Genomic DNA, 19,958 nt, shown 5'->3' with positions numbered 1-19,958 from the left:
GATTGGGATTGCTCAACATTTTTCGGCGCGGCGATGCATCGGCGCACTCGCCGCACGCGATGAGTGCTGTCGATCGTAGTGAGGCGATTGCGCGCGTAGAACCCACGATGACCCGCGCCCATGCCTCGGTGGGACTGAGCGCGGCAGGCGTGACGTTCGACGGGCTCAACGATCCTCGTCTGCTGGACTATATCCGCGAGGGTCAGTCGGGTGGCGGCATGTGGGGCAGATCGTGCAGCTTGCGCAATATGGCGGTGCTGCGATGCGTGACACTGATTTCCGAGGCGATCGGAACGCTGCCTTTGAATCTGATTGGCAGCGATGATCGCAAACAGGTGCAGCGAGACCACCCGGCGCACCGGCTCTTGAAATACAAGCCCAACGATTGGCAAACGCCATACGAGTTTAAAAGCCTGCTTCAGCTGCATACGCTGTTGGACGGTCAGGGCTTTGCGCGCGTTATATGGTCGCGTGATCGGCCGGTGCGGCTCGTGCCGATGCCACGAGGCTCGACCAAGCCTCGTCAGACGGATACGTGGGAGATGAAATATGACTTCACGAGCGCCTCAGGCGAAAGCATCACGCTGGGCGCGCGCGACGTATTCCATTTGCGTGACTTGTCACTGGATGGGGTCAATGGGCTGTCTCGGGTGACGCTTGCGAGCGAGGTCTTGGAGCTGGCCTCGGCCGCGCAGCGCGCCGCATCGCGCACATTCCGCACAGGTGTCATGGCCGGAGGGGCGCTTAAGTTCAAGGAGGGTCTGTCCGAGCAGACCTATGCTCGCATGCGCGAGCAGCTCGATGCGTTCGGTGGCCCGGAAAGCGCGGGCCGATGGCTGATTGCCGAGGAAGGTGCGGAGCCGGTGAAGTTCGCTAACACGGCGTCCGACGCGCAGCAGGTCGAGAACCGTAATCACCAGATCGAAGAGGTAGCGCGCATGTATGGCGTGCCGCGCCCACTGTTGATGATGGATGACACGAGCTGGGGCAGCGGGATCGAGCAATTGGCCATCTTCTTTGTGCAATACGCGCTGTCGCACTGGTTCACGGCGTGGGAGCAGGCCGCTGCGCGCGTGTTATTGCCTGAGGAGGCACTTGACGAAATGCAGTTCAAATTCAATGAGGGTGCGCTGCTGCGCGGCACGCTCAACGACCAGGCGAATTTTTTTGCCAAGGCGCTTGGCGCGGGCGGCCACGCGCCGTGGATGTCGCAGAACGAAGTGCGCGATCTGTCGAACCTGCCGAAGTCTCGCGATGCGCAGGCCGATCTGTTGCGTAATCCCATGACACAGAAACGTAAAGGAAGGGGCGATGAGTCTACTCAGCCTGCCTGAGATTCGAGCGGATGGACGGCTTGCTGCCGCCCAGTTCGAACTGCGTCCGGATGCGCTGGAGCGCTGGGAGCCTGAGATTCGCGCGGCGACGGGCGACGATGCGGCAACGATTTCGATCTACGATGCGATTGGTGAGAACTGGGAAGGTAGCGGCGCGACGGCCAAGCGAATCAGTAGCGCGCTTCGTAATATCGGGGCGCGCGATTTGACGGTCAATATCAATTCGCCGGGCGGTGACTTCTTCGAGGGCGTAGCGATCTATAACCTGCTGCGCGAGCACAAGGCGAAGGTGGTCGTCAACGTGATGGGGTTGGCCGCGTCCGCGGCGTCAGTGATTGCGATGGCGGGCGACGAAATTCGCATGGGTGATGGTGCGTTTCTCATGATCCACAACGCGTGGGGGGTGGCGGTGGGCAATCGTCACGACATGATCAATGCCGCCGCTGTGCTTGAGCCATTTGATGGGGCGATGGCAAAACTTTACGCGCAGCGCACGGGCATGACCGAATCCGAGGCTGCGGCGTTGATGGACAAGGAGACATGGATTGGTGCGAGCCAGGCGCTCGCCGATGGCTTTGCCACGGGCAGACTCGAGCAGGCGCAGCAATCTAGGAGCACGCAGATGAGCGCGAGCCGAAAGGCGCTTGCGCTCATCGAAGCATGGATGGCGCGCGCGGGATATACGCGTGCGCAACGCCGCGAGGCGATCAAGGCTTTATACGACGGCCGCGACGGCAAGCCGGGCGCTGCCGGTTATCCCGCCACGCCGGGCGCTGGCGATGCCGTTGCAGCTTCGCTGCGCAATCTTCTTAACACTATCGAAGGCTAATATGAATACGTCTAGCTTCATTGCTGCGCTCGCCGCGGCGTTGAGTCCGCGCGCCGGTTTCGTGCCGCGCGGCCTAATGTTTGTGCGCGCTGACAGCGCAATGCCCGAGGTCAAGGCGTTGGTCGAGACGCTGCAAAAGGCATTTCACGACTTCAAGGCCGAGCATACGAAGCAGCTTGAGATCGTGAAAGCGGGTTTGCCCGCAAGCGACATCGCAGCCAAGGTGACGAAGATCGACGCCCACGTCGAGGAGCTACAGAAGGCCATCGACGATGCGAACATCAAGATTGCGGCCACACAGATGAATGCGGGCGGCAAGCAGCTTCGCGACGCGCAATACACGGAAGCGTTTAATGCGCATGTGAAGCGTGGCGACGTGAATGCGGCGCTCAATAAAGGCGCCGATGAGCAGGGTGGCTATTTGACGCCAGTCGAGTGGGACCGCACGATTACGGACAAGCTGGTGCTGATCTCACCGATGCGGCAGATATGTCGTGTGCAATCGGTCTCGAAGGCGGGTTTCTCGAAGCTGTTCAACATGGGGGGCACCGCAAGCGGCTGGGTGGGCGAAACGGAGGAGCGCAAGCAGACCGGCACCGCGCAATTCAAGCCATTGACGTTTGGTTCGGGCGAGATCTATGCCAACCCGGCGGCCACCCAACAAATTCTTGACGACAGCGAGATCGACCTCCAAACCTGGCTCGCTGATGAAGTGCAGACCGAATTTGCCAAGCAAGAGGGTCAAGCGTTCGTCAACGGCGACGGCGCGAACAAACCCTGCGGCATTCTGAGATACGTAAAGGGCGGTGTGGCTGAAAAAAAACACCCATTCGGCGAGATCGGTATCGTAAGCTCGGGCACAGCGGGCGCAATCTCGTCAGACGCAATCATCGATCTTATCTACGATCTGCCATCGGCCTTCACCGGCAACGCGTGCTTTGCAATGAATCGCAACACGCAGCGCGCGGTGCGTAAGCTTAAAGATGGGCAGGGTAATTATTTGTGGCAACCGTCGTTCGTGGTGGGTCAGCCCCCGACCCTGGCAGGTTATCCGGTGACGGAAATGCCCGACATGCCGGACGTTGCGGCCGCTGCGACGCCGATCCTGTTTGGCGATTTCAAGCAGTCGTACCTCATCATCGATCGCATCAGCACTCGCTTATTGCGCGATCCCTACACGACCAAGCCGTATGTGATGTTTTACACGACTAAGCGTGTTGGCGGCGGCTTGCTCAATCCCGAACCGATGCGTGCGCTCAAGATCGACGGTGCAGCCTCGAAGAAGAGCGAGGTCTAATTCATCGTGGCGCTTGTGGATTTGCAGGTGGCGCTCGACTACCTGCGGGTCGATCCAGGCGTGGAAGATGGCGTGGTTGAGGTGCTCGTGGAAGGGGCGAGTCAGTATGTGGCGGATTACCTGAACCGGCAGGTGTTCGCCACAGAAGCCGAGCTTAAGGAGGCGCTTGCCAAGAACGAGGCGGGCACTCAGCCGATGGTCATCAATCCAGCGGTTCGCATGGCCATACTCAAAGTGGCCGCCGATCTTTATTCGAACCGCGAAAACAGTGCGCAAGGCTCGCTTTCCGAGGTGCCGCTGAGTGTTCGCAAGCTGTTGGCGGCTTATCGTCGCCGCCCGGGGCTGTAATGAGCATCGGCAGCTTCAATCGGCGCGTGCGCATCGAGCAGCAAGACACGCAAAGTCCGCATGCCGATGGCATCCAATGGGTGCTCGTGGACACCGTATGGGCTGACGTGTTCATGGATAGTGGCCGGACGGTGATCGCCTCCGATGCACTCATCAGCGAGGTCCGGGCGAGTGTGCGCATTCGCTATCGACGGGACATTCGTGCAGGCATGCGCGTGGTGGTGGATGGGCAAGGGATGCGGGTGGAGGCGGTGCGGCCCGATTTGCGTCGGCGCCGACACGTCATCCTCATTTGCGTGAGTGATGAGCGCTGAAGACATTGTTCGCGATGCTTTGGCTAACCTGGCGCACGGCCACGTTTTTGCTGATGTCGCCAAGCAAGGCGTGGCTCCGCCCTGGATCGTGTATCAGGTGGCGGGGGGTGAAATTGGCGTCGACCTGAGCGGCAAAGCGTTCGATAAGTATCGCGCGCGGGTACAGATCGCGGTGTGGCATGCGACGCCGGAGGGTCGTTCCTCGCTGATGCAACAAGTCATGCGCGCGGTGATTCGCCCTGAGGTTGGGGCTGTGCCGCTAGGCGCGCCTTCGAATGTCTTTGAGCGCGAGACGCGGCTATTCGGTAGCCGTGTTGATGTGAACGTTTGTGGTGACCTGTAGCGAGACGCGCAGATCTATTGAATTGCAAGATAGCTTTTGTTGCTTCAAGAGGAGATACAGATATGGAAGAAATGCGAGCATCGCCAGACGGTAGCAACAGCGCCGATGTCTCAAGCGCCGTACCGTCTATCGGTACGCAACTGGATTACAAAAAAAATGGTGAAGGCGATGACAAGTTTGCCGCAGTCGCCAATTTTACGGACATCTCAAGTTTCACGGGTTCGGCGAATCTTGTTGATGTGACGCGCCTAAACAGCAAGGGGCGAGAGAAGAGGCGCGGCATGCCAGATTGGGGGCAGGTAACGGTTGCCTTGCACATCAATATGACAGAGCGGTCGCATCAAGACTTGTTCAATGCGAGAAAAGACGGAACGCTTCTTAACTTCAGGCTCACGTTGCCTGATGAAAAAAACGATTCGAAGGATAAAGTGCGAACGTCGATTCACTTTAACGCCTACGTGAAAGATTTCCCGATTTCCGCGAAAGTCGACCAGATGCTATCGAGCTCGGTCAACCTTGAGGTGACGGGCGACATCGAGATCAACTTCCGTAAGTAAGTATCGATTGAGTCTCCCCGCACGTCCCTTCGGTGTACCACATGAACAGCGAGAGCTGAAAAGGATATCAATGAAAAGAGAACAAATGCTGGCGGCATTGGAGCCGCTGATTGTCGAGGAACCAGTTAAGGCGCTGAGTGGCAGTTTGATACGGTTTCGCGAGCTTTCGGGCGCAGCGCGCGACGCACTGTACGACAGTGTAAAGAACAGTGGTGGCAACAGCGGCTTCGAAGCGGCACTGATTGCGGCCACCGTTGTTGACGAGAACGGGGTTCCGGTCTTTCGCGAAGACGATATCGACACGCTGCAAGCAGCGCGCACGCCGCTGTTGGAGGAGCTATCGCAGATCGCGATGCGCCTGAATGGTTTGGGTCAGCACGCGCAGGAGGAAGCCTCAAAAAACTGAAGGCCGACCCGCGGAAATTGATGTGGATGCGCATCGCCATGAAGCTGGGCATGTCAGTGCGGCGCGCCAAGCTCGAGGTGTCCAGCGCTGAATTCGCGGACTGGGTTGCGCTGTATGAGCGCGAGCCTTGGGGTGAGCACATTGAGGATCTGCGGGTGGGCGCCTTGATGAGCCTGCTGTACAACATGAGTCGTGCTCAAGACGCGCCGGTGGCGAGCGCCGCGCAGTTCACGCCTTGGTCGGGATGGAGCCGAGATTCGCTCAAGCCGCGCAAGCGCAGCGCACATGAGATCGTAGCGAGCATGTTGGGTGTCGATCTGGAGGCGGCCGCGCGCTCTGGCATGAAGCGCGTGATCGTGCGCAACGGTGAGGTGATCGAAGGTGAGTAAAAACTTTCGTGTCGACAATCTGGAGGCGTTGACGGGGATGTTGCGCTCGCTTGACGAGGCGGTGAGCGAAAGCACGCTTCGCCAGGCGGCGGTCGCCGGCGCTCGCGTCATTCATGACGAGATCAAACAGCGTGCGCCGGTGGGTGACCGAGAGGGGATGCGTCGAGGTCAGCCGCATGCCCCCGGTTTCCTGCGGGACCATATGCTGATTGCCTATGATAGGGAAGAGTCGGTGCCGGGCAAGTATGCCTCCTACCTCATCACCTGGAGCAAGGATGCCTTTTACGGGCGCTTCGTCGAACTGGGCAAGCGCAACGCGGTAAAGCTCACGGAGCGCACGCTTGCGCGCGCGATTCGAGAGATCGAGTTCGGCAGTTCGCGCACGCCTGCGCAACCCTTCATTCGCCCTGCCTTCGATGCCAAGAAGTGTGAAGCAGCTCGGAAAATAGCTGAAGTGGTCGAGCGGGAGTTAAAGGAGGCCGGCTGTGACAAATGAAGTCGTCACGCGTGTCAGTGTCGATGCGAGTGGTTTCGAAGCAGGCATGGAGCGCACCAAGCGGGCCGCGAGCGGGTTCGTGGCGCGTCAGCAAGCGAGCGCGAGCAAGTATGAGGCGTCTCAGCAGCAGATGGCAGCAAGCAGCACCATCACGGCCCGCGCGCTTGAAGAAGCTGCGAGGTCCGGCAGTGCCGCGACGGCACGGCAGGTAAGCGCTGCGGTGAGGGGATTCGAGAAGGTTGCGGATACAGCAGGTAAGACGCGCTTTGATCTGATGCGATTGAGAGCGGCAAATCTTGGCATTGCCGAGTCTGCGGAGCCTTTGATTGCAAAAGCCGAGGCGGCCTCCAAAGCGATGCATCACTTAGGTGCAGGCTCGGTAGCGGCTCGACGCGAGCTCTTTGTGCTGGGTCACGAGGCGATGCAGGGCAGCTGGAAAAACTTCATGGGCTCGCTCATGGTGCTGGCCGAGCGCATCGATGTGTTGCCGATGTTATGCGGGCCGGCGGGCGTAGCGCTCGGCGCGCTGGGCGCAAGCGCCTATGCTGCCTATCACGCGATTCATTCGTTGACCGAGCAGCAGGAAAAGCTTGATCGCGCAATGCTGCTCACGGGCAACTATGCAGCGCTCACGCAGGGCAAGTTGCAGGCGTATTCCGACATTATCTCTCGTCGCGTGGGCGTCTCGGTCAGCGAGGCGCGCGATGCGCTGATGGCGCTGGCCAGTTCGGGGCATGTGGCCGGAGCGGATATGCAGCACGCGGGTGAGAGCGTTGCGGCCTACGCAAAAGTTTCGGGCCAGGCAGTCGAAGAGGTCGCTCGCCAGTTCCTGCAATCGTACGGTCATGCAGCGGAGGCTGCGCGCAAGTGGCGCGAGGACCATCACGATCTTGGACAAGCGCAGATCGACCATATTCGCCTCCTTGAGTTGTCGGGCGACAAGGCAGGAGCTTGGGCGGCGTTCGTGCAGGCGGCAAGCGCGAGGGCACGCCAGGCAGTGGCGTCCGACAACCGCGAGATGGCGCAAAGCTACGAAACGCTCGGCCAGAAATGGGAGCGTTTCTGGCGAGGCATAACGGGCAAAGGCGACGCTCTGCAAAAGGCGCAAGACGAGCTGGCAGCGGCGCGCTCGGCGCTGCTCGATCCCGAGTTAAATCCCGGCGGGATGAACACGGAGGCGTTCGACAAGAAGATCAAAGCGCTTGAGCAGTTGCAGCAGACATTGCTTAACGCGAGTGAAAAAAACGATCCGCATCAAAAGAGCGTTGAGACGTTCAAGGCGATGATGGATCATCATGCCGAGTACATGAAATCGGCGCGCTCGCGGCAGGAGCAGCTTGCCGACGCGAACAAGGAGACCAACGCGTATTTCGATACGCTGAAAAGAGCGGGCGAGGCAGCGGGCAAGACTCGCGAAGAGCTCAAGGCGCTCGATGCAGAGCGCCAAAAAATGCTTGCGCATAATGAAGACCGGTACCGGCCACACGACCGAAAGCTGCATGTGTCTCAAGTCGATGCCGCGGCACAGTATCTGGAGCGTATCCGAGAGCAGGGCGCTGTGCTCGAGGCGCAATCGCGTACAACGGACAAACTTACGAACGCGCAGAAGGAACTCGCGCAGTTCAACGAGAGGGTGGCTGCTGCCAAGCAGCATGTTGCGAGCGCTGACGATAGAAGCCTGCTTCATTCGGAGAAGCAAATCCGGTTTGCGCTTGAGCACAACGTGGCGCTGGAGAAGGCAAACAGGCTGCGGGAGGCACAGGCGAAGCTCGCGCAGCGCGCAGATCGGACGCACGCGAATTTGATTGAATATCAGCAGGGCCAAAAGGAACGCTATGCGCGCGTGCTCGATGAGCGCGCGGGCGGCGGACAGGTCGACCCTTTGGGTCGGCAAGAGCGGGCGGATATGGCCGAAATCGTGCGCCACTATCAGCATGCGCTCGATGCGCTCAAGCAGACCACGCCTACGGAGTTGCTCGGCAGCGGCGAATACCGCAAGGCGGTAGAGCAAATCAAGTTGAATCTGGATCGATCGAGCGCGATGCACACCGAACACTTTGCGACGCTCAAGCGCCTGCGTGACGATTGGGCGGCGGGCTTAGGCAATGGCGTCGCTGATTTTTATAAAGACACGCTTGACAAGGCTGAGACGGCGAGACAGGCGATGGTCAACGTCATGAGCCGGATGGAAGACGCGGTGGCGAAGTTCGTGACGACGGGCAAGCTTGGTGTGAGAGAGTTTGTCGCCAGCGCGCTCGCCGATCTCTCGAAGCTTGCATTGCACCAGGCAATGGGTGGCGTGATTGCAAGTCTCATGGATCGGTCACCGACCACCGGGGTGATTGCGCAGCTTCTAAAGCTGCTGCCCCATCACGCGCAGGGCGGATCCATTTCCGGGCCAGGCACGGGCACGAGCGACAGCATTCCTGCGATGTTGTCCAACGGCGAGTACGTGGTGAACGCCGCTTCGGCGCGCCAGCATCATGCGCTGCTTGACGCGATCAATTCGAACCACGCTACGCATTTCGCTTCCAGCGGCGTCGTGGGCGCAACGGCTGCAGCGGCCCCACGATCAGCGGGCGCGCAAGTTCATCTGGAGGTCCACCATCACGCAGGTGCGGGCTTGGGCGAACAGGACGCACGTGAGTTGCAGGAGATGGTGCGCGCATTTGTGGATCAGAGAATCGCCCGCAAGATGGGCGGGCAGGGCGGCGTCGGTTATTTGATGTCGCAGGGGTTGCTCGCGTGAGCATATCAGCTACGCATCGCACCTTTACCTGGTCACCTTCTGTTGATGCGGAGGGAACCACGCACTATCGAGTGCGTGCGGTGCAGTTTGGCGACGGCTATAGCCAGGTCGTGGCGGACGGCGCGCGCAACGTTACCGAGTCGTGGCCGTTACGGTTTGTGGCATGCGGCCAGGAAATCGGCGCAATCCGCGCGTTTCTCGATGCCACGCGCGGTACCGAAGCCTTTTACTGGACACCGCCATTACGCACGCGCGGCCTGTTCAGGCTTGACGCTCAGCAGGGCGTGCAAACGCGCGCGCTCGGCGGCGATCTTTACGCATTAAGCGTGACATTCAAGGAGGTCTTTGACGCATGAGTGAAGTGATCAATGCGGCACGTGCGGATGTGCAGCGACTGGAGCCGGGTGTGCTGATCAATTTATTCGAGCTCGATCTGACAAGCCGAGGCGGTGAAGTTCTGCGGTTTCATGCGCATCAGCACGGTGGCCTAATCAAATGGCAAGGGCAGCAGTATCACGCATTTCCCGTGCAAATTATGGGCTTCGGACGAACGGGGGACGCCGCACAACCCACGCCTACGCTGAGCGTCGCCAATCTCGACGGCGCGATTTCCAGACTATGCGAGCGATTCGCCGATCTCGTGGGCGCGCCCGTGCGACGGCGCAGAACGCTTGCGCAGTATCTTGACGATAGCGCGCAAGCCGATCCGCACGCCGAGATGCCCGTCGAGGTGTGGCTAATTGAGCAAAAGACGCTTGAAACGGCGGCGGTGGTCGAATTCTCTTTGAGTTCACCCTTGGATCTGTCGGGGCGCAAACTGCCTGCACGCCAGATTATCAGTGCGGTGTGCCAATGGGAGTACCGTGGTGCTGAATGCGGTTATCGCGGAACGGATTACTTCACGCGCAACAACATCAAGACGAAGAAACCGGAAGAGGATATGTGCGGTGGGCGATTGTCGTGCTGCCGAAAGCGCTTTAAGGACGTGCCGCTGCCTTTTGGCGGCTTTCCCGCTGCGGGCGCGGATGGCGCGCTCACGCGAGGCGGATAAGTGATGCTTGCCGGGCGCACGCGTGCGGCAATTCAATCGCACGCGCTTGCGAGTTATCCGAACGAATCGTGCGGGCTAATCGTGAACGGCGCTTATCTGCCGTGCGCCAACGCTTCTCATCACCCATCCGAGCACTTTTCCATTTCAGCGGCCGAGTACGCTTGCGCAGAAGACTTGGGATGCGTGCAGGCCATCGTTCATTCGCATCCTGATGCGAGTGCTCTGCCAAGCCTTGATGACCTGTTTGCATGTGGGACGTCAGGCGTTCCGGTGTGGCTCATCCAAAGCGTTGAACGCGGCGAGGGCGGCGCCGCTCAGGCAGGCCGCCTTCACCAATTTACGGCGCAAGCTTTCGCGCAAGCGACTGCCTCTGCGCCGCTCATCGGTGCGCGCTTCGTACACGGCACACATGATTGTTATGGAGTCGTGCGACGTTATTACCGCGCAGCGCTCGATCTTGATCTGCAGGACTTCGAACGCTCTGGCAAGTGGTGGAACGATCCCGCCTGCTCGCTGTACCTCGACAACTACGAAGTGGCGGGCTTCGTAAATCTAGAGCTCAACGTGAGTTTGCAAACGGGCGACGTCCTGCTTATGGCGATCGCGAGCCGATATGGCGTGCCCAACCACGCCGCGGTCTATCTCGGGCATGACGAGATATTGCACCACCTTTGGGGTCAGCTCTCGCGACGCGAGTTGCTGCCACGCTACCGCAAACACGTGACGCACGTGCTGCGTCACCGGGAGACGATTAATTGGAAGATGTAGTCCGCTCGATCAGACTGTACGGAAGTCTGGGGAGCAAGTTCGGCCGCGAGCACGCCTATGTTGTCCGTTCTCCTCGCGATGCCTTGCGAGCGCTCAGCACGATGATTCCCGGATTCTGGCAGGAGCTCGTCAGAAGCGGCCAGCGGGGCGTGCGTTATGCGGTATTCGTGGGCCAACGCAATGTCGATAAGACGCAGCTCGATTGGCCCTCGGGCGGCGAGCCGATCCGCATCGCTCCGGTGATTGCGGGCAGTAAGGCCGGCGGGATATTCCAGACGATCGCAGGCGTGGCGCTTGCCGCCGCCGGGGCCGCCTCGATGTGGCTCATCCCGGGCAATAAATTTGGCATCGACATGATGCTCATGGGCGGCTCCTTGGCGCTGGGGGGAATTGCGCAGATGCTCTCGCCGCAGACGCCGACTCCGAGCCCGGTAAGTCAACACGGGATGCCAGGCATCCAGAACGTCGTCGCTCAAGGTGGTCCGGTGCCTTTGCTATACGGGCGCATGCGCGTTGGATCAACAGTGATCAGTGCGGACATCCAGGCCATCGATGCTCCGGCGCGTGCGGCCGAGCAGGACATTGCGCCGGTCGCGACGCAGACGTCAGGCGGCATTGAAGGGCAAGAGAAGACGGTTATCAACAGTCGCCTTTGCTGCACCATTGTCGATCTTATTTCGGAAGGAGAGATAGAGGGATTGGCCAACAACGTTGGACCATTTCCCGCTAAAGCTGTTCAGCGTCGCTCTGTGTATCTGGACGGCGTTCGAGTCGAAAATGACGACGGGACCTTGAATTTCGAAGTTGAAAAATTTGATTTTGTCGAGGGGAAGGCTCAGCAGGACGCCATCAAGTGGGTCACGGCGGCCTCAAGTGAGGTGCAAGTGGGCGTCGAGCTTCAACGTCGTCTGGCCGACGCTTTTAAGGACGGAAAGAAAATCAAGGTCACGCAATTCACGCCCTGTAAGATCGAGGTCGCAGAGCCGGACGTGGATGAGGTGGATGTTACTGTCCAGGTGAATGATCTGTGGTGGGATTCGAATAAGGGGCACACCAACGCGACGATCAAACTTCAGTTTGCACCATCGTACGAACCGGCGAGCGAGAACGTTCCTGCGCCCGAACCAGAGATTAGAGAGATTACTGGCATCTGCCAGAGCTATAGCAGGACATTTACGTTTCCAGTAAAGCTGGTCGGAGGTGCGCGCTTTGTGCTGGCGATCTCGCGTGCGGACGAGATCGATCAAGATAAAAATGTCGGCAAGAAGCACGGTACGGCACATGTAGTGAGCTACACAAAAAGGCGAACCGGCAAGTTCAAATATCCCGCCAGCGCAGTGGCGGCGATGCGCATCACCTCCGATAAATTCGACCGAATTCCAGCCCGCTCATACGACGTGAAGGGGTTGCTGGTTGAAGTACCGGACAACTACGATCCGGCCGGTCGCAAGTACGAGGGCATGTGGACCGGGAAATTCAAGCGAGCTTGGACCAACAATCCGGCCTGGATTTTTAGGGATCTTCTGCTCAATCGGCGGTACGGCGCCGGGGCCTGGGTGAACGAGTCGTACGTAGACCGGTATGCGTTGTATGCCATCGCAAAATACTGCGACGAGAAGGTTCCAAGTAGTGGCGGCGGCACAGAGCCGCGGTTCACCTGCAATTGCTACATCACGACACGTTCGCACGCGTTCGCCTTGTTGCAACAGCTTGCGAGCGTATTTCGCGGCATTGCCTACTGGAGCGCGGGCAGTGTGCTGACGTCGGCCGACATGCCGTGCGATCCGGCATATATTTACAACCCGAGCAATGTCGTGGAAGGGGTGTTCAAGTACACCGGGAGCGCGCTGAAGTCACGTTACACGGCGGTGATGGTCACATGGTGTGACCCGAACAACGGATTTCAGCGGGCCGTTGAAAGCGTCGAAGACCTTGATGGCATCGCTCTATACGGTTACAACACGGCAGAAATCACAGCGTTTGGCTGTACCAGCCGATCGCAGGCGCAACGGGCTGGGCATTGGCTTCTTGAGACCTCGCGCTTGGAGACCGACACCGTGACATTCGGTGTCGGTCTGGATGGAGCGCTTGCGCTTCCAGGACAGGTGATCGAGATTGCCGATCCGTTGCGCTCGCAGCGTTCGATAGGTGGGCGAATTAAGGCTGTGACGGATACAGGCCGTGTGATCCTGGACCGGGAGGTCGAGGCCCTTCCTGGGAGTTACCTTACGTTGATGATGCCGGATGCGAGCATTCATCGCGTGGGGATTGAGAGCGTACACGGTACCGAGGTAATGCCTAGCGGGCCGCTTCCAAAGACGCCTGTTCGAGGTGCGGCTTGGACGATTCAGCCGGCAGCCGAGGTACGGCAGTTGTATCGCGTGGTCGGTGTATCCGAATCGCATGACGGAACGTCTTTCACGATCACGGCGACGCGGCATGCGTCAGAAAAGTTCGCGCTCGTCGACAATGCGGCGGCGACTGACAAGACCGATCAAGCTTATGTGCCGATTGCCGCGCCAAGCGCCCTACGCCTTGAAGCACTCGCGGACTACGGTGCCAGAATGTCGGCCAAGATATCGTGGGGCGCGGTGGCCAGCGCCAAGCAGTATCTGATTGAATGGCATGAGTCGGGTCACGAAGTAAAGAAAGAGCGGCTTGCAAACACGAAGTGCGAGTGGGTCGTGCACGACTTAAAGCCCAGCAACTACACAGCGCGCGTTCAGGCCGAGGTGTGGGACGGTCGCTTGTCGGAGGTGGCTGAGGTGAGCCGGACGCTCAATGGATTGGTCTCAATCAAGGACCTGCGCCTGGGCCGTGATCGTAGAGCGTTGATAATCGACTGCGAGCTCGAAGGCGCAACCAACACACTGCAATGGCGTGTTGAGGTTCGCCTAGGTGAGACGGACAAGTTCGCTGACGCCAGGGGCAACCTATACGGCGAAATTGGCTCCGCACGGATGCGGGTAGCCGAGCGCCGTTCAGGATATTGCTGGGTCCGGACGATCTATGCGATCCCCTCTCCATCTGGCGACTTCAAAAGCCCTCATTCAAGCGCCTGGTTTCCGAGTGAAGCCGGGCCTGGCATGCGATACGAAATGGATTGACGCGGATGCAAGCGAACAAGACCAGGTGGGGACTTCTACCTTGGAACAAAGGTTTCGACTATAAGAATCGCCGAACGGGCAAACTGATCCTCACGCAAACCGACGATAAATTCCGAGATTCGCTGCGTGAGGCTGTTTCCAAAAAGCGTGATCTCAGCCATATCGACCTGGGTAAAACAACAATATTTAGTGGCGCTCCGCTATCAGATTCGCAGTTGCGCGCAGCGCGCCTGGCCGACGCAAATCTGGTGGGGGCGAATCTGGAACGAGCTACGATTGAACAAGCCGATATGCGCAGTGCCGATCTAGAGGAGGCAGTGCTCGTTGGCGCGCAATTGAGCGGTGCCGTTCTGTGCGGCGCTAATTTGGTCAATGCCAAGATGGCTGGGGCTGTATTGCGTGGCGCGGATTTGACGGGTGCCAACCTGTATGGAGCGGACTTGAGAGGGGCTGATTTGCGAGACTGCAACCTGAGCGGCGCGATGCTTGAGGGCGCGAACCTCGACGGCGCAATTCGCAGCGACACGTCTTGGAAGCGTGGCACTGAGATCAAAAACCGTCATACCGGCGCGGTGATTCTAACCACGCAGAGCGACAACCTTGCTGACGATCTCAGTCAAGCCGCGAACAGGAATTTAAGTCACGCAGATCTTGGCGGCGAGCATCGGGGCAGTGCGCCGCTCGTGAATGTGAAACTCGCGAACGCCTCACTTTGCGATGTCGACTTCACTGCAGCAAAGCTCACATGTGCAGACCTGCGTGGCGCTGATTTGCGAGGCGCGATTCTCGTGCGAGCGGCGCTTGAAGGTGCGAATCTGAGCGGAGCATGTCTGCGCAGCGCGGACCTGTCCGAAGCTGACTTGCGCGGAGCTGACCTAAGCGGCGCGGACCTGGATGGCGCGCGTCTGGAAAAAGCGAAGCTTCGCGGCGCGGACCTGGCAGGGGCGAATCTGCGCAATGCGTACATACAAGGCGTTGAGCAATAGCGATCAACGTTTCACAAATCTCTTTAGCGGGAAATCAATGAAAGACGAGTGGGGCGCCAGCGCGGCGAAGGCTGTGCCCGTGGCGGGCGGAAACTTTTGGTTGTGGCTGAGCAGTCACGACATCAACTGGTGGGTCGCGGTGGCGACGCTTGCCTATATTGGCGCGAGTTTCGTGTTCGCCTGGAGAAAAGACCGGCGCGATCAACGCGCGCGCGAACGCGAGTCGTCTCACGCCTGATTCGCTTAAATATGAACGAGGCCCCGCTTGCCATCGGCAGCCGGGGCTTTGTTGTTTCTGGAGACCATTGAATGGCCAATCTCGGAAAAGCAGCGCTTGCGGGCATAGTCGGCACCGTAGCTGCAACCACGCTGTATTGCATCGTGCCTCGCTTTGAAGGGGTTGTGCATCGCGGTTACCTCGATCCTATGGGCATCGCGACAAAATGCAGCGGCGACACGCGCAACGTCGTCGTCGGCCAGGCATACAGTCCAGGCAAGTGCTGGGAGTCGTTGAACCGCCAACTCATGACGCATGCCGATGATGTGCTTCGATGTACGCCGGGTCTTAAGGACCATCCAAATCAACTCGCGGCCGCGGTGAGCTTTGCCTACAACATAGGCAGTCGCAACTATTGCGCGAGCGCGACCGCAAAGCGATTCAATGAGCACGATTGGAGGGGCGCTTGCCGGGCGATGAACGAATCGGACGATGGTCGCGCGCAGTGGGTGAGCTCGCGAGGGAAAGTGCTTCCCGGCCTCGTGAAGCGTCGCGCCGAAGAGCGTTCGCTTTGCGAGCTGGGCTTGTGAAATACGCACCGTACCTCATCGTATGCGTGGCTGGCATTGCAATCAGCGGTGCTGCGCTTCATATCTTCGATAGCAGCCAACTTGCCAAGGAGCAGGCGGCTCACGCGCGCGACAACGAAGCGAACGTACGAAATATCGCGACCCTCTCGGAGCGTGCCGCGAAGGCAGCGAGCGACGCGATCGCGGCTCACAACACGGCAGCCGCCCGTATCGCAGCGCTCGACGAACAGTTCCACCGTGAGAGGATTTCCCATGAAGCTGACAACGCCAAAAATCGCGCCGCTATTGCTGACGGCACTCGTCGGCTGCGCATCGCAATCGCCGACGCGGGCTCCACAGACCACAGCGGTGCCGCAAATCCAAGCTCCGCCGCCGGCGGCGTGGGCGATGGAGCCCGTCGCTACGCCGAGCTGCCACCAGAGATTGGAAGAGGTCTTTTTGCAATAGTTGACGATGCCGATGGCGACGCCCGCGCGAAAGCCGAGTACCTCCAGCAATACATCTGCGCTCTACACGAGCAGGGCGTGATCGCGGGCTCATGTTCTGAATGTGCTTTTGCTCGATGCACTGATGATCTTTTCCAAGGTGTCGTATCGACTGAACATCGATGAACGAACATGTTTGTCAGCCGCTATGTATATAGGTGCCAAGAGTCCGCAGGTTCAGCGATAATCGGGGATTCTTAAGGCAATCTTAAATTTGACCGTCTTAGAACTTTAATACTTCCATACGATGCACTTGGACTGTTGAAGTAATCTTAGGAAGAGCCGCCGCGCAGGATGGCACTCGGTGACAGGGCGTCAATAATCGCGTCGGATTGTTCGACCAAAGTTGATACATCAGGGTCGCAGGCTTCCTAAGGGAGAGGACATGAGGTTCTTGCAAGAGAAAGTTTTCGAGTTCGACGTAAATGGCTTCACGATCATTCGCTCTGCTATTGATCGTCCTGTGCTGAAAAAGTTAAATAGCTTTTGGGACGAGCACTTGCTCGATCGTTACTTGCATGATGTGGATCTGATGTGGTCACAGGAATGGCGGGGTCTCATAGATTGCGATGCCGTTTTTCCATTGTTTGATAAACTATTTTCGTCGAATTTCCGGTTGGACCACATGTTTTGCGTCGACGAGCGCTTTGTCAGCAGTGGTGGGAAAATGCATCACCGCTCTGATATGTTCGAAGAATGCGTATTTTATCACGTTAGCAATGGAAAGATATTCAACGGTTTGACTGGCGTTATGTACGCTCTCAGTGATATGGATTCGTTGACCTCCCACTTTTGTTGTATTCCAGCGTCTCACAAAGCTAATTTCGATGTCCCGGCCGAATACAGGGAGCCGCGATCAAGTCCATTGCTCCGCCATGTTTATTTGGAAAAAGGCGATGCACTTGTGTTTTCCGAGGCTTTGGTTCACGGGACTTATGTAGTCGAAAACAGCAAGCAGCGAAGGGCCGTTTTTTCACGCTACACAAATTCATACTCTTACTATCGAAAACCACCCGAACACGAAGAACTCTCGTTTCTACCTTCTACGCCAAACTATTCAGATAACCTCCCTAAGCGCTTTGAAAAGTGCTTATTAACCGCACGCCAGCAGCGTTTAGTTAAACTTCCGGCGTTTGCGAGAGGGCGTGAGAGGATTCAATAAGATAGATCAGAGGCTAATATCTATGCTTAAGGTGCGGACGTATCCCGTTAGCGTAAAGGCAATTATCTGGAGGGGCAGCGCTGTCCTATTTTTAAAAAATCTTCGTGGGGAATGGGAATTGCCGGGCGGGAGGCCCGAAGCCGGCGAGACAGAAATTGCCGCGCTCGCAAGGGAGATTGAAGAAGAGTGTAAGCTTCAGCTTACAAAAGCAGAATTTTATCGACGGGAATTGTATGAAGTAATCAAAGGCAGGTGGGTTGAAATTTCGGCTTACCGGTGCGAATGCATCAATGATCAACGCCTCATATTGAGTGATGAACATAGCAACGCCGGTTGGCTAGTAATGACCGGTGAAAGGCCACATGATTTGCCTGAATTTTACTGGTCACTGTGTCGAAGATCGAATCTTCTGCAAGGTACCATTGATTTTTAATTAAGACGTCGTACATGGCGCTTTGCGTGCTTACGCGAAGCTATGTCGCCGTGCGTAAAACACAAGGTAAAATCATGATAAGAATCACCGGTTGGGCGGAGGATGCGTGCTCAAGTATCCCAAGCGAGGATGTGCTAGGAAGCGCGCTTCATGAGAACAAGCTCACAGTTTGGGCGATTGACGGTGGCTCAACGCTCACCGAAGCAGCATTCACTACTTTTCCCGACAAAACCGACTCTCGATGGTTTGCAGACGAGCTGTCTAGGCGAATTTCGATGATGGCGGCGGAGGGGTCATTCGCCCTTCCTTTACTCGCAGATGCCATAGCAGATATTCGACATGCTTACTTAACGTTAGTAGATAAGTCGGGGCGCTGGTTTCACCCAGTGGCTGCTTGCGTGATTGCAGAAATGAGAGAGATTGATGACCGGCTTGAGATTTCTCTGCATTCGTTCGCCGACTGTTTTTTTATGTGGGGGACGACTCAACTAAAACACAACCACACACGCACGCAGCTTAGCTCCCGTAGCCGATCAGCGTGGAAAGCCTGTTCTGGATTTAGAGGAAAGCGACTAGAACAACTCCGTAAGCGGCGGGAAGAGCAGCAGCGCAATGAGAAGACTTCAGCGTTGAGCTTAAATCCGAAAAGCGCGTTTAACTGTGTAGAAACAAATTTAAATTTTGATCGACCAACGACTTTATTGTTAGGGACCGACGGCCTTGCAAGAGCTTGGCAACGGTATGCTCTCCTACCGGAATGCGAAGTTATAGATTTTGTAGCACACTACGGAATTTCTGAATTGATTGACCGTATCCGGGAATACGAGGCTGACCATCTTGGCGAAGACGATTTTACTGAAAAGCGAGCTGACGACGCCGCCGGTATGCGGATCTGTTTTGTTCCCCACGGAAAGTCTACCTAATGGAGGATTAGGCGCAAACAGCGAGCAAAGCTTAGCGGAAGCGACGGCAGGTTCATGCCGTCCAAGGCGTGGCATCCGACAAGCATGCGGGTCAAGCTGTAGTGTGTATTTTTTTGGGGGATGGTGATCGGATAGACGCTTTATTATCCTCCGCTGGTGGTTACGCCCGCACGGATTGATTCCGCGCTGATGGATCGAGATATGTAGAGAGTTAGCCTAGTTGAAATCCGCAGCGCGAAATTATTGATTTTTTTATTTCTTGTGGAGGTGGTATGACGGTACATTGCGAAGGAAGTCTTGCCATTGCGCAACGAGCCATAGATATGCCAAAGGTGCAGGCACTCATCAGGGAACTAGCAAAATATAAGCTGGGTGTGCATATCCCGCATATGCACAATGACGCTGGCCACCTGATTTCGCTCCCGGAGACAGTCGTTCAGATTGAGAGTGAGCTTAAAGTGTCGTTCGTGCCCGTTGAGCAAGTCGCTGACGCTGAACGGCACGAGTTCAGGCCGGTTGCTTGGCGATGGTCGCACGAGAAAAATGCGTTGAGCATAACGAGCTATTGTCGAAACTGGTGTTCGAGAAGCTGATCCGAAAGCTCGCACAGACATCTTCGATAGCAGCCAGCCTGCCAAGGAGCAGGCTGCTCACGCGCTCGACAACGAGGAGAACGCACACGAAGACTCGCGACCATCTCGGAGGGTGTAGCGAAGGCAGCAAGCGATACGATCGCGGCTCACAACACGGCATCCGCCCGTATCGCAGCGCTCGACGAACGGTTCCACCGTGAGAGAAATCCCCATGAAGCTGACAACGCCAAAAATCGCGCCGCTATTGCTGACGGCACTCGTCGGCTGCGCATCGCAATCGCCAAAACAACCAGCGGTGGCACTGCCCCAGCTACAGGCACCGCCGCCGGCGGCATGGGCGATGGAGCCGGTCGCTACGCCGAGCTATCACCAGCGGTTGGAGCAGCTCTTTTTGAAATAGTTGACGATGCTGATGGCGACGCCCGAATGAAAGCAACTTACTTGCAGCACTACATGCTCATGCTGCAACGGCGAGGTGACCATGCCTCGATTTCCCACACAGCACTTTTTCATAAAGCACAAATTGGCGGCGTAGCTTTCAGCGTAGGCTTTTCATCGAAGGGCTGCCCATATTGACTTAG

General features: G+C 57.7%; 23 protein-coding genes. All 23 read left to right on the top strand.

Going from position 1 to position 19,958, the window contains the following annotated elements; all coding sequences use genetic code 11:
* Nucleotides 1-2: 2 nt before the first annotated feature.
* Nucleotides 3-1,334, top strand: a complete 1,332-nt coding sequence (locus P9292_RS11255; RefSeq protein ID WP_309958903.1) for a phage portal protein — start codon at nt 3-5, stop codon at nt 1,332-1,334.
* Nucleotides 1,312-2,163 carry a head maturation protease, ClpP-related gene (locus P9292_RS11250; protein WP_309958901.1) on the top strand — a complete coding sequence of 284 codons (852 nt, stop codon included), beginning with the start codon at nt 1,312-1,314 and terminating at the stop codon, nt 2,161-2,163. Before P9292_RS11255 ends, P9292_RS11250 begins: the two co-directional genes overlap by 23 nt.
* Before the next feature lies 1 nt (nt 2,164).
* On the top strand, nt 2,165-3,460 hold the full coding sequence (locus tag P9292_RS11245; RefSeq protein WP_309963977.1) for a phage major capsid protein: 1,296 nt from the start codon (nt 2,165-2,167) through the stop codon (nt 3,458-3,460).
* Between the two features lie 27 nt (nt 3,461-3,487).
* On the top strand, nt 3,488-3,808 hold the full coding sequence (locus P9292_RS11240) for a head-tail connector protein (RefSeq protein WP_309958899.1): 321 nt from the start codon (nt 3,488-3,490) through the stop codon (nt 3,806-3,808).
* Nucleotides 3,808-4,122: a phage head closure protein gene (locus P9292_RS11235; RefSeq protein ID WP_309958828.1), complete on the top strand. Its 315-nt coding sequence runs from the start codon at nt 3,808-3,810 to the stop codon at nt 4,120-4,122. The genes P9292_RS11240 and P9292_RS11235 overlap by 1 nt, the downstream gene beginning before the upstream one ends.
* Nucleotides 4,112-4,465 (top strand): DUF3168 domain-containing protein, encoded by a 354-nt coding sequence (locus tag P9292_RS11230; RefSeq protein ID WP_309958897.1) that lies wholly within the window; start codon nt 4,112-4,114, stop codon nt 4,463-4,465. The genes P9292_RS11235 and P9292_RS11230 overlap by 11 nt, the downstream gene beginning before the upstream one ends.
* 62 nt (nt 4,466-4,527) lie before the next feature.
* Nucleotides 4,528-5,022: a phage tail tube protein gene (locus P9292_RS11225; RefSeq protein ID WP_309958895.1), complete on the top strand. Its 495-nt coding sequence runs from the start codon at nt 4,528-4,530 to the stop codon at nt 5,020-5,022.
* Between the two features lie 70 nt (nt 5,023-5,092).
* Entirely contained in the window at nt 5,093-5,428 is a 336-nt protein-coding gene (locus P9292_RS11220; protein ID WP_309851605.1) for a hypothetical protein, read from the top strand.
* Between the two features lie 20 nt (nt 5,429-5,448).
* Nucleotides 5,449-5,817: a hypothetical protein gene (locus P9292_RS11215; protein ID WP_309958894.1), complete on the top strand. Its 369-nt coding sequence runs from the start codon at nt 5,449-5,451 to the stop codon at nt 5,815-5,817.
* Entirely contained in the window at nt 5,810-6,313 is a 504-nt protein-coding gene (locus tag P9292_RS11210) for an HK97-gp10 family putative phage morphogenesis protein (protein ID WP_309958893.1), read from the top strand. The genes P9292_RS11215 and P9292_RS11210 overlap by 8 nt, the downstream gene beginning before the upstream one ends.
* On the top strand, nt 6,303-9,062 hold the full coding sequence (locus P9292_RS11205) for a phage tail length tape measure family protein (protein WP_309958891.1): 2,760 nt from the start codon (nt 6,303-6,305) through the stop codon (nt 9,060-9,062). Before P9292_RS11210 ends, P9292_RS11205 begins: the two co-directional genes overlap by 11 nt.
* A complete protein-coding gene (locus P9292_RS11200; protein WP_309851381.1) occupies nt 9,059-9,418 on the top strand; it encodes a phage tail protein in 360 nt (119 codons plus the stop codon). Before P9292_RS11205 ends, P9292_RS11200 begins: the two co-directional genes overlap by 4 nt.
* Nucleotides 9,415-10,113 carry a phage minor tail protein L gene (locus tag P9292_RS11195; protein ID WP_309958889.1) on the top strand — a complete coding sequence of 233 codons (699 nt, stop codon included), beginning with the start codon at nt 9,415-9,417 and terminating at the stop codon, nt 10,111-10,113. Before P9292_RS11200 ends, P9292_RS11195 begins: the two co-directional genes overlap by 4 nt.
* A 3-nt stretch (nt 10,114-10,116) precedes the next feature.
* Nucleotides 10,117-10,881, top strand: coding sequence for a Mov34/MPN/PAD-1 family protein (locus P9292_RS11190; RefSeq protein ID WP_309963975.1), 765 nt, complete (start codon nt 10,117-10,119; stop codon nt 10,879-10,881).
* Nucleotides 10,869-13,988, top strand: a complete 3,120-nt coding sequence (locus tag P9292_RS11185; protein WP_309958887.1) for a phage tail protein — start codon at nt 10,869-10,871, stop codon at nt 13,986-13,988. Before P9292_RS11190 ends, P9292_RS11185 begins: the two co-directional genes overlap by 13 nt.
* Nucleotides 13,989-13,993: 5 nt before the next feature.
* Nucleotides 13,994-14,974, top strand: coding sequence for a pentapeptide repeat-containing protein (locus tag P9292_RS11180; RefSeq protein ID WP_309958886.1), 981 nt, complete (start codon nt 13,994-13,996; stop codon nt 14,972-14,974).
* A gap of 37 nt (nt 14,975-15,011) precedes the next feature.
* Nucleotides 15,012-15,212, top strand: a complete 201-nt coding sequence (locus P9292_RS11175; RefSeq protein WP_309958884.1) for a hypothetical protein — start codon at nt 15,012-15,014, stop codon at nt 15,210-15,212.
* 71 nt (nt 15,213-15,283) lie between these two features.
* Nucleotides 15,284-15,781 carry a lysozyme gene (locus P9292_RS11170; RefSeq protein WP_309958881.1) on the top strand — a complete coding sequence of 166 codons (498 nt, stop codon included), beginning with the start codon at nt 15,284-15,286 and terminating at the stop codon, nt 15,779-15,781.
* Complete coding sequence (locus P9292_RS11165; protein ID WP_309958879.1) at nt 15,778-16,392, top strand: lysis system i-spanin subunit Rz; 615 nt, start codon at nt 15,778-15,780, stop codon at nt 16,390-16,392. The genes P9292_RS11170 and P9292_RS11165 overlap by 4 nt, the downstream gene beginning before the upstream one ends.
* A gap of 259 nt (nt 16,393-16,651) precedes the next feature.
* Nucleotides 16,652-17,428 carry a phytanoyl-CoA dioxygenase family protein gene (locus tag P9292_RS11160; RefSeq protein WP_309958877.1) on the top strand — a complete coding sequence of 259 codons (777 nt, stop codon included), beginning with the start codon at nt 16,652-16,654 and terminating at the stop codon, nt 17,426-17,428.
* A 22-nt stretch (nt 17,429-17,450) separates the two neighbouring features.
* On the top strand, nt 17,451-17,861 hold the full coding sequence (locus tag P9292_RS11155; RefSeq protein ID WP_309958875.1) for an NUDIX domain-containing protein: 411 nt from the start codon (nt 17,451-17,453) through the stop codon (nt 17,859-17,861).
* 50 nt (nt 17,862-17,911) lie between these two features.
* Nucleotides 17,912-18,784 (top strand): hypothetical protein, encoded by an 873-nt coding sequence (locus P9292_RS11150; protein WP_309958874.1) that lies wholly within the window; start codon nt 17,912-17,914, stop codon nt 18,782-18,784.
* 695 nt (nt 18,785-19,479) lie between these two features.
* Nucleotides 19,480-19,953, top strand: a complete 474-nt coding sequence (locus P9292_RS43160; protein ID WP_409015372.1) for a lysis system i-spanin subunit Rz — start codon at nt 19,480-19,482, stop codon at nt 19,951-19,953.
* The last annotated feature ends 5 nt before the right edge of the window (nt 19,954-19,958 follow it).

Source organism: Caballeronia sp. LZ001, assembly GCF_031450875.1.
Lineage (GTDB): Bacteria > Pseudomonadota > Gammaproteobacteria > Burkholderiales > Burkholderiaceae > Caballeronia.
This window is presented reverse-complemented; position numbering and strand designations above follow the sequence as displayed.

What these genes read in the sequence shown, in the direction of transcription:
- P9292_RS11220 (WP_309851605.1), top strand. Translation starts at nt 5,093, where the DNA reads ATGAAAAGAGAACAAATGCTGGCGGCATTGGAGCCGCTGATTGTCGAG.
- P9292_RS11230 (WP_309958897.1), top strand. Translation starts at nt 4,112, where the DNA reads ATGAGCGCTGAAGACATTGTTCGCGATGCTTTGGCTAACCTGGCGCAC.
- P9292_RS11170 (WP_309958881.1), top strand. Translation starts at nt 15,284, where the DNA reads ATGGCCAATCTCGGAAAAGCAGCGCTTGCGGGCATAGTCGGCACCGTA.
- P9292_RS11175 (WP_309958884.1), top strand. Translation starts at nt 15,012, where the DNA reads ATGAAAGACGAGTGGGGCGCCAGCGCGGCGAAGGCTGTGCCCGTGGCG.
- P9292_RS11155 (WP_309958875.1), top strand. Translation starts at nt 17,451, where the DNA reads ATGCTTAAGGTGCGGACGTATCCCGTTAGCGTAAAGGCAATTATCTGG.
- P9292_RS11180 (WP_309958886.1), top strand. Translation starts at nt 13,994, where the DNA reads ATGCAAGCGAACAAGACCAGGTGGGGACTTCTACCTTGGAACAAAGGT.
- P9292_RS11250 (WP_309958901.1), top strand. Translation starts at nt 1,312, where the DNA reads ATGAGTCTACTCAGCCTGCCTGAGATTCGAGCGGATGGACGGCTTGCT.
- P9292_RS11235 (WP_309958828.1), top strand. Translation starts at nt 3,808, where the DNA reads ATGAGCATCGGCAGCTTCAATCGGCGCGTGCGCATCGAGCAGCAAGAC.
- P9292_RS11160 (WP_309958877.1), top strand. Translation starts at nt 16,652, where the DNA reads ATGAGGTTCTTGCAAGAGAAAGTTTTCGAGTTCGACGTAAATGGCTTC.
- P9292_RS11245 (WP_309963977.1), top strand. Translation starts at nt 2,165, where the DNA reads ATGAATACGTCTAGCTTCATTGCTGCGCTCGCCGCGGCGTTGAGTCCG.
- P9292_RS11195 (WP_309958889.1), top strand. Translation starts at nt 9,415, where the DNA reads ATGAGTGAAGTGATCAATGCGGCACGTGCGGATGTGCAGCGACTGGAG.
- P9292_RS11215 (WP_309958894.1), top strand. Translation starts at nt 5,449, where the DNA reads ATGTGGATGCGCATCGCCATGAAGCTGGGCATGTCAGTGCGGCGCGCC.
- P9292_RS11225 (WP_309958895.1), top strand. Translation starts at nt 4,528, where the DNA reads ATGGAAGAAATGCGAGCATCGCCAGACGGTAGCAACAGCGCCGATGTC.
- P9292_RS11190 (WP_309963975.1), top strand. Translation starts at nt 10,117, where the DNA reads ATGCTTGCCGGGCGCACGCGTGCGGCAATTCAATCGCACGCGCTTGCG.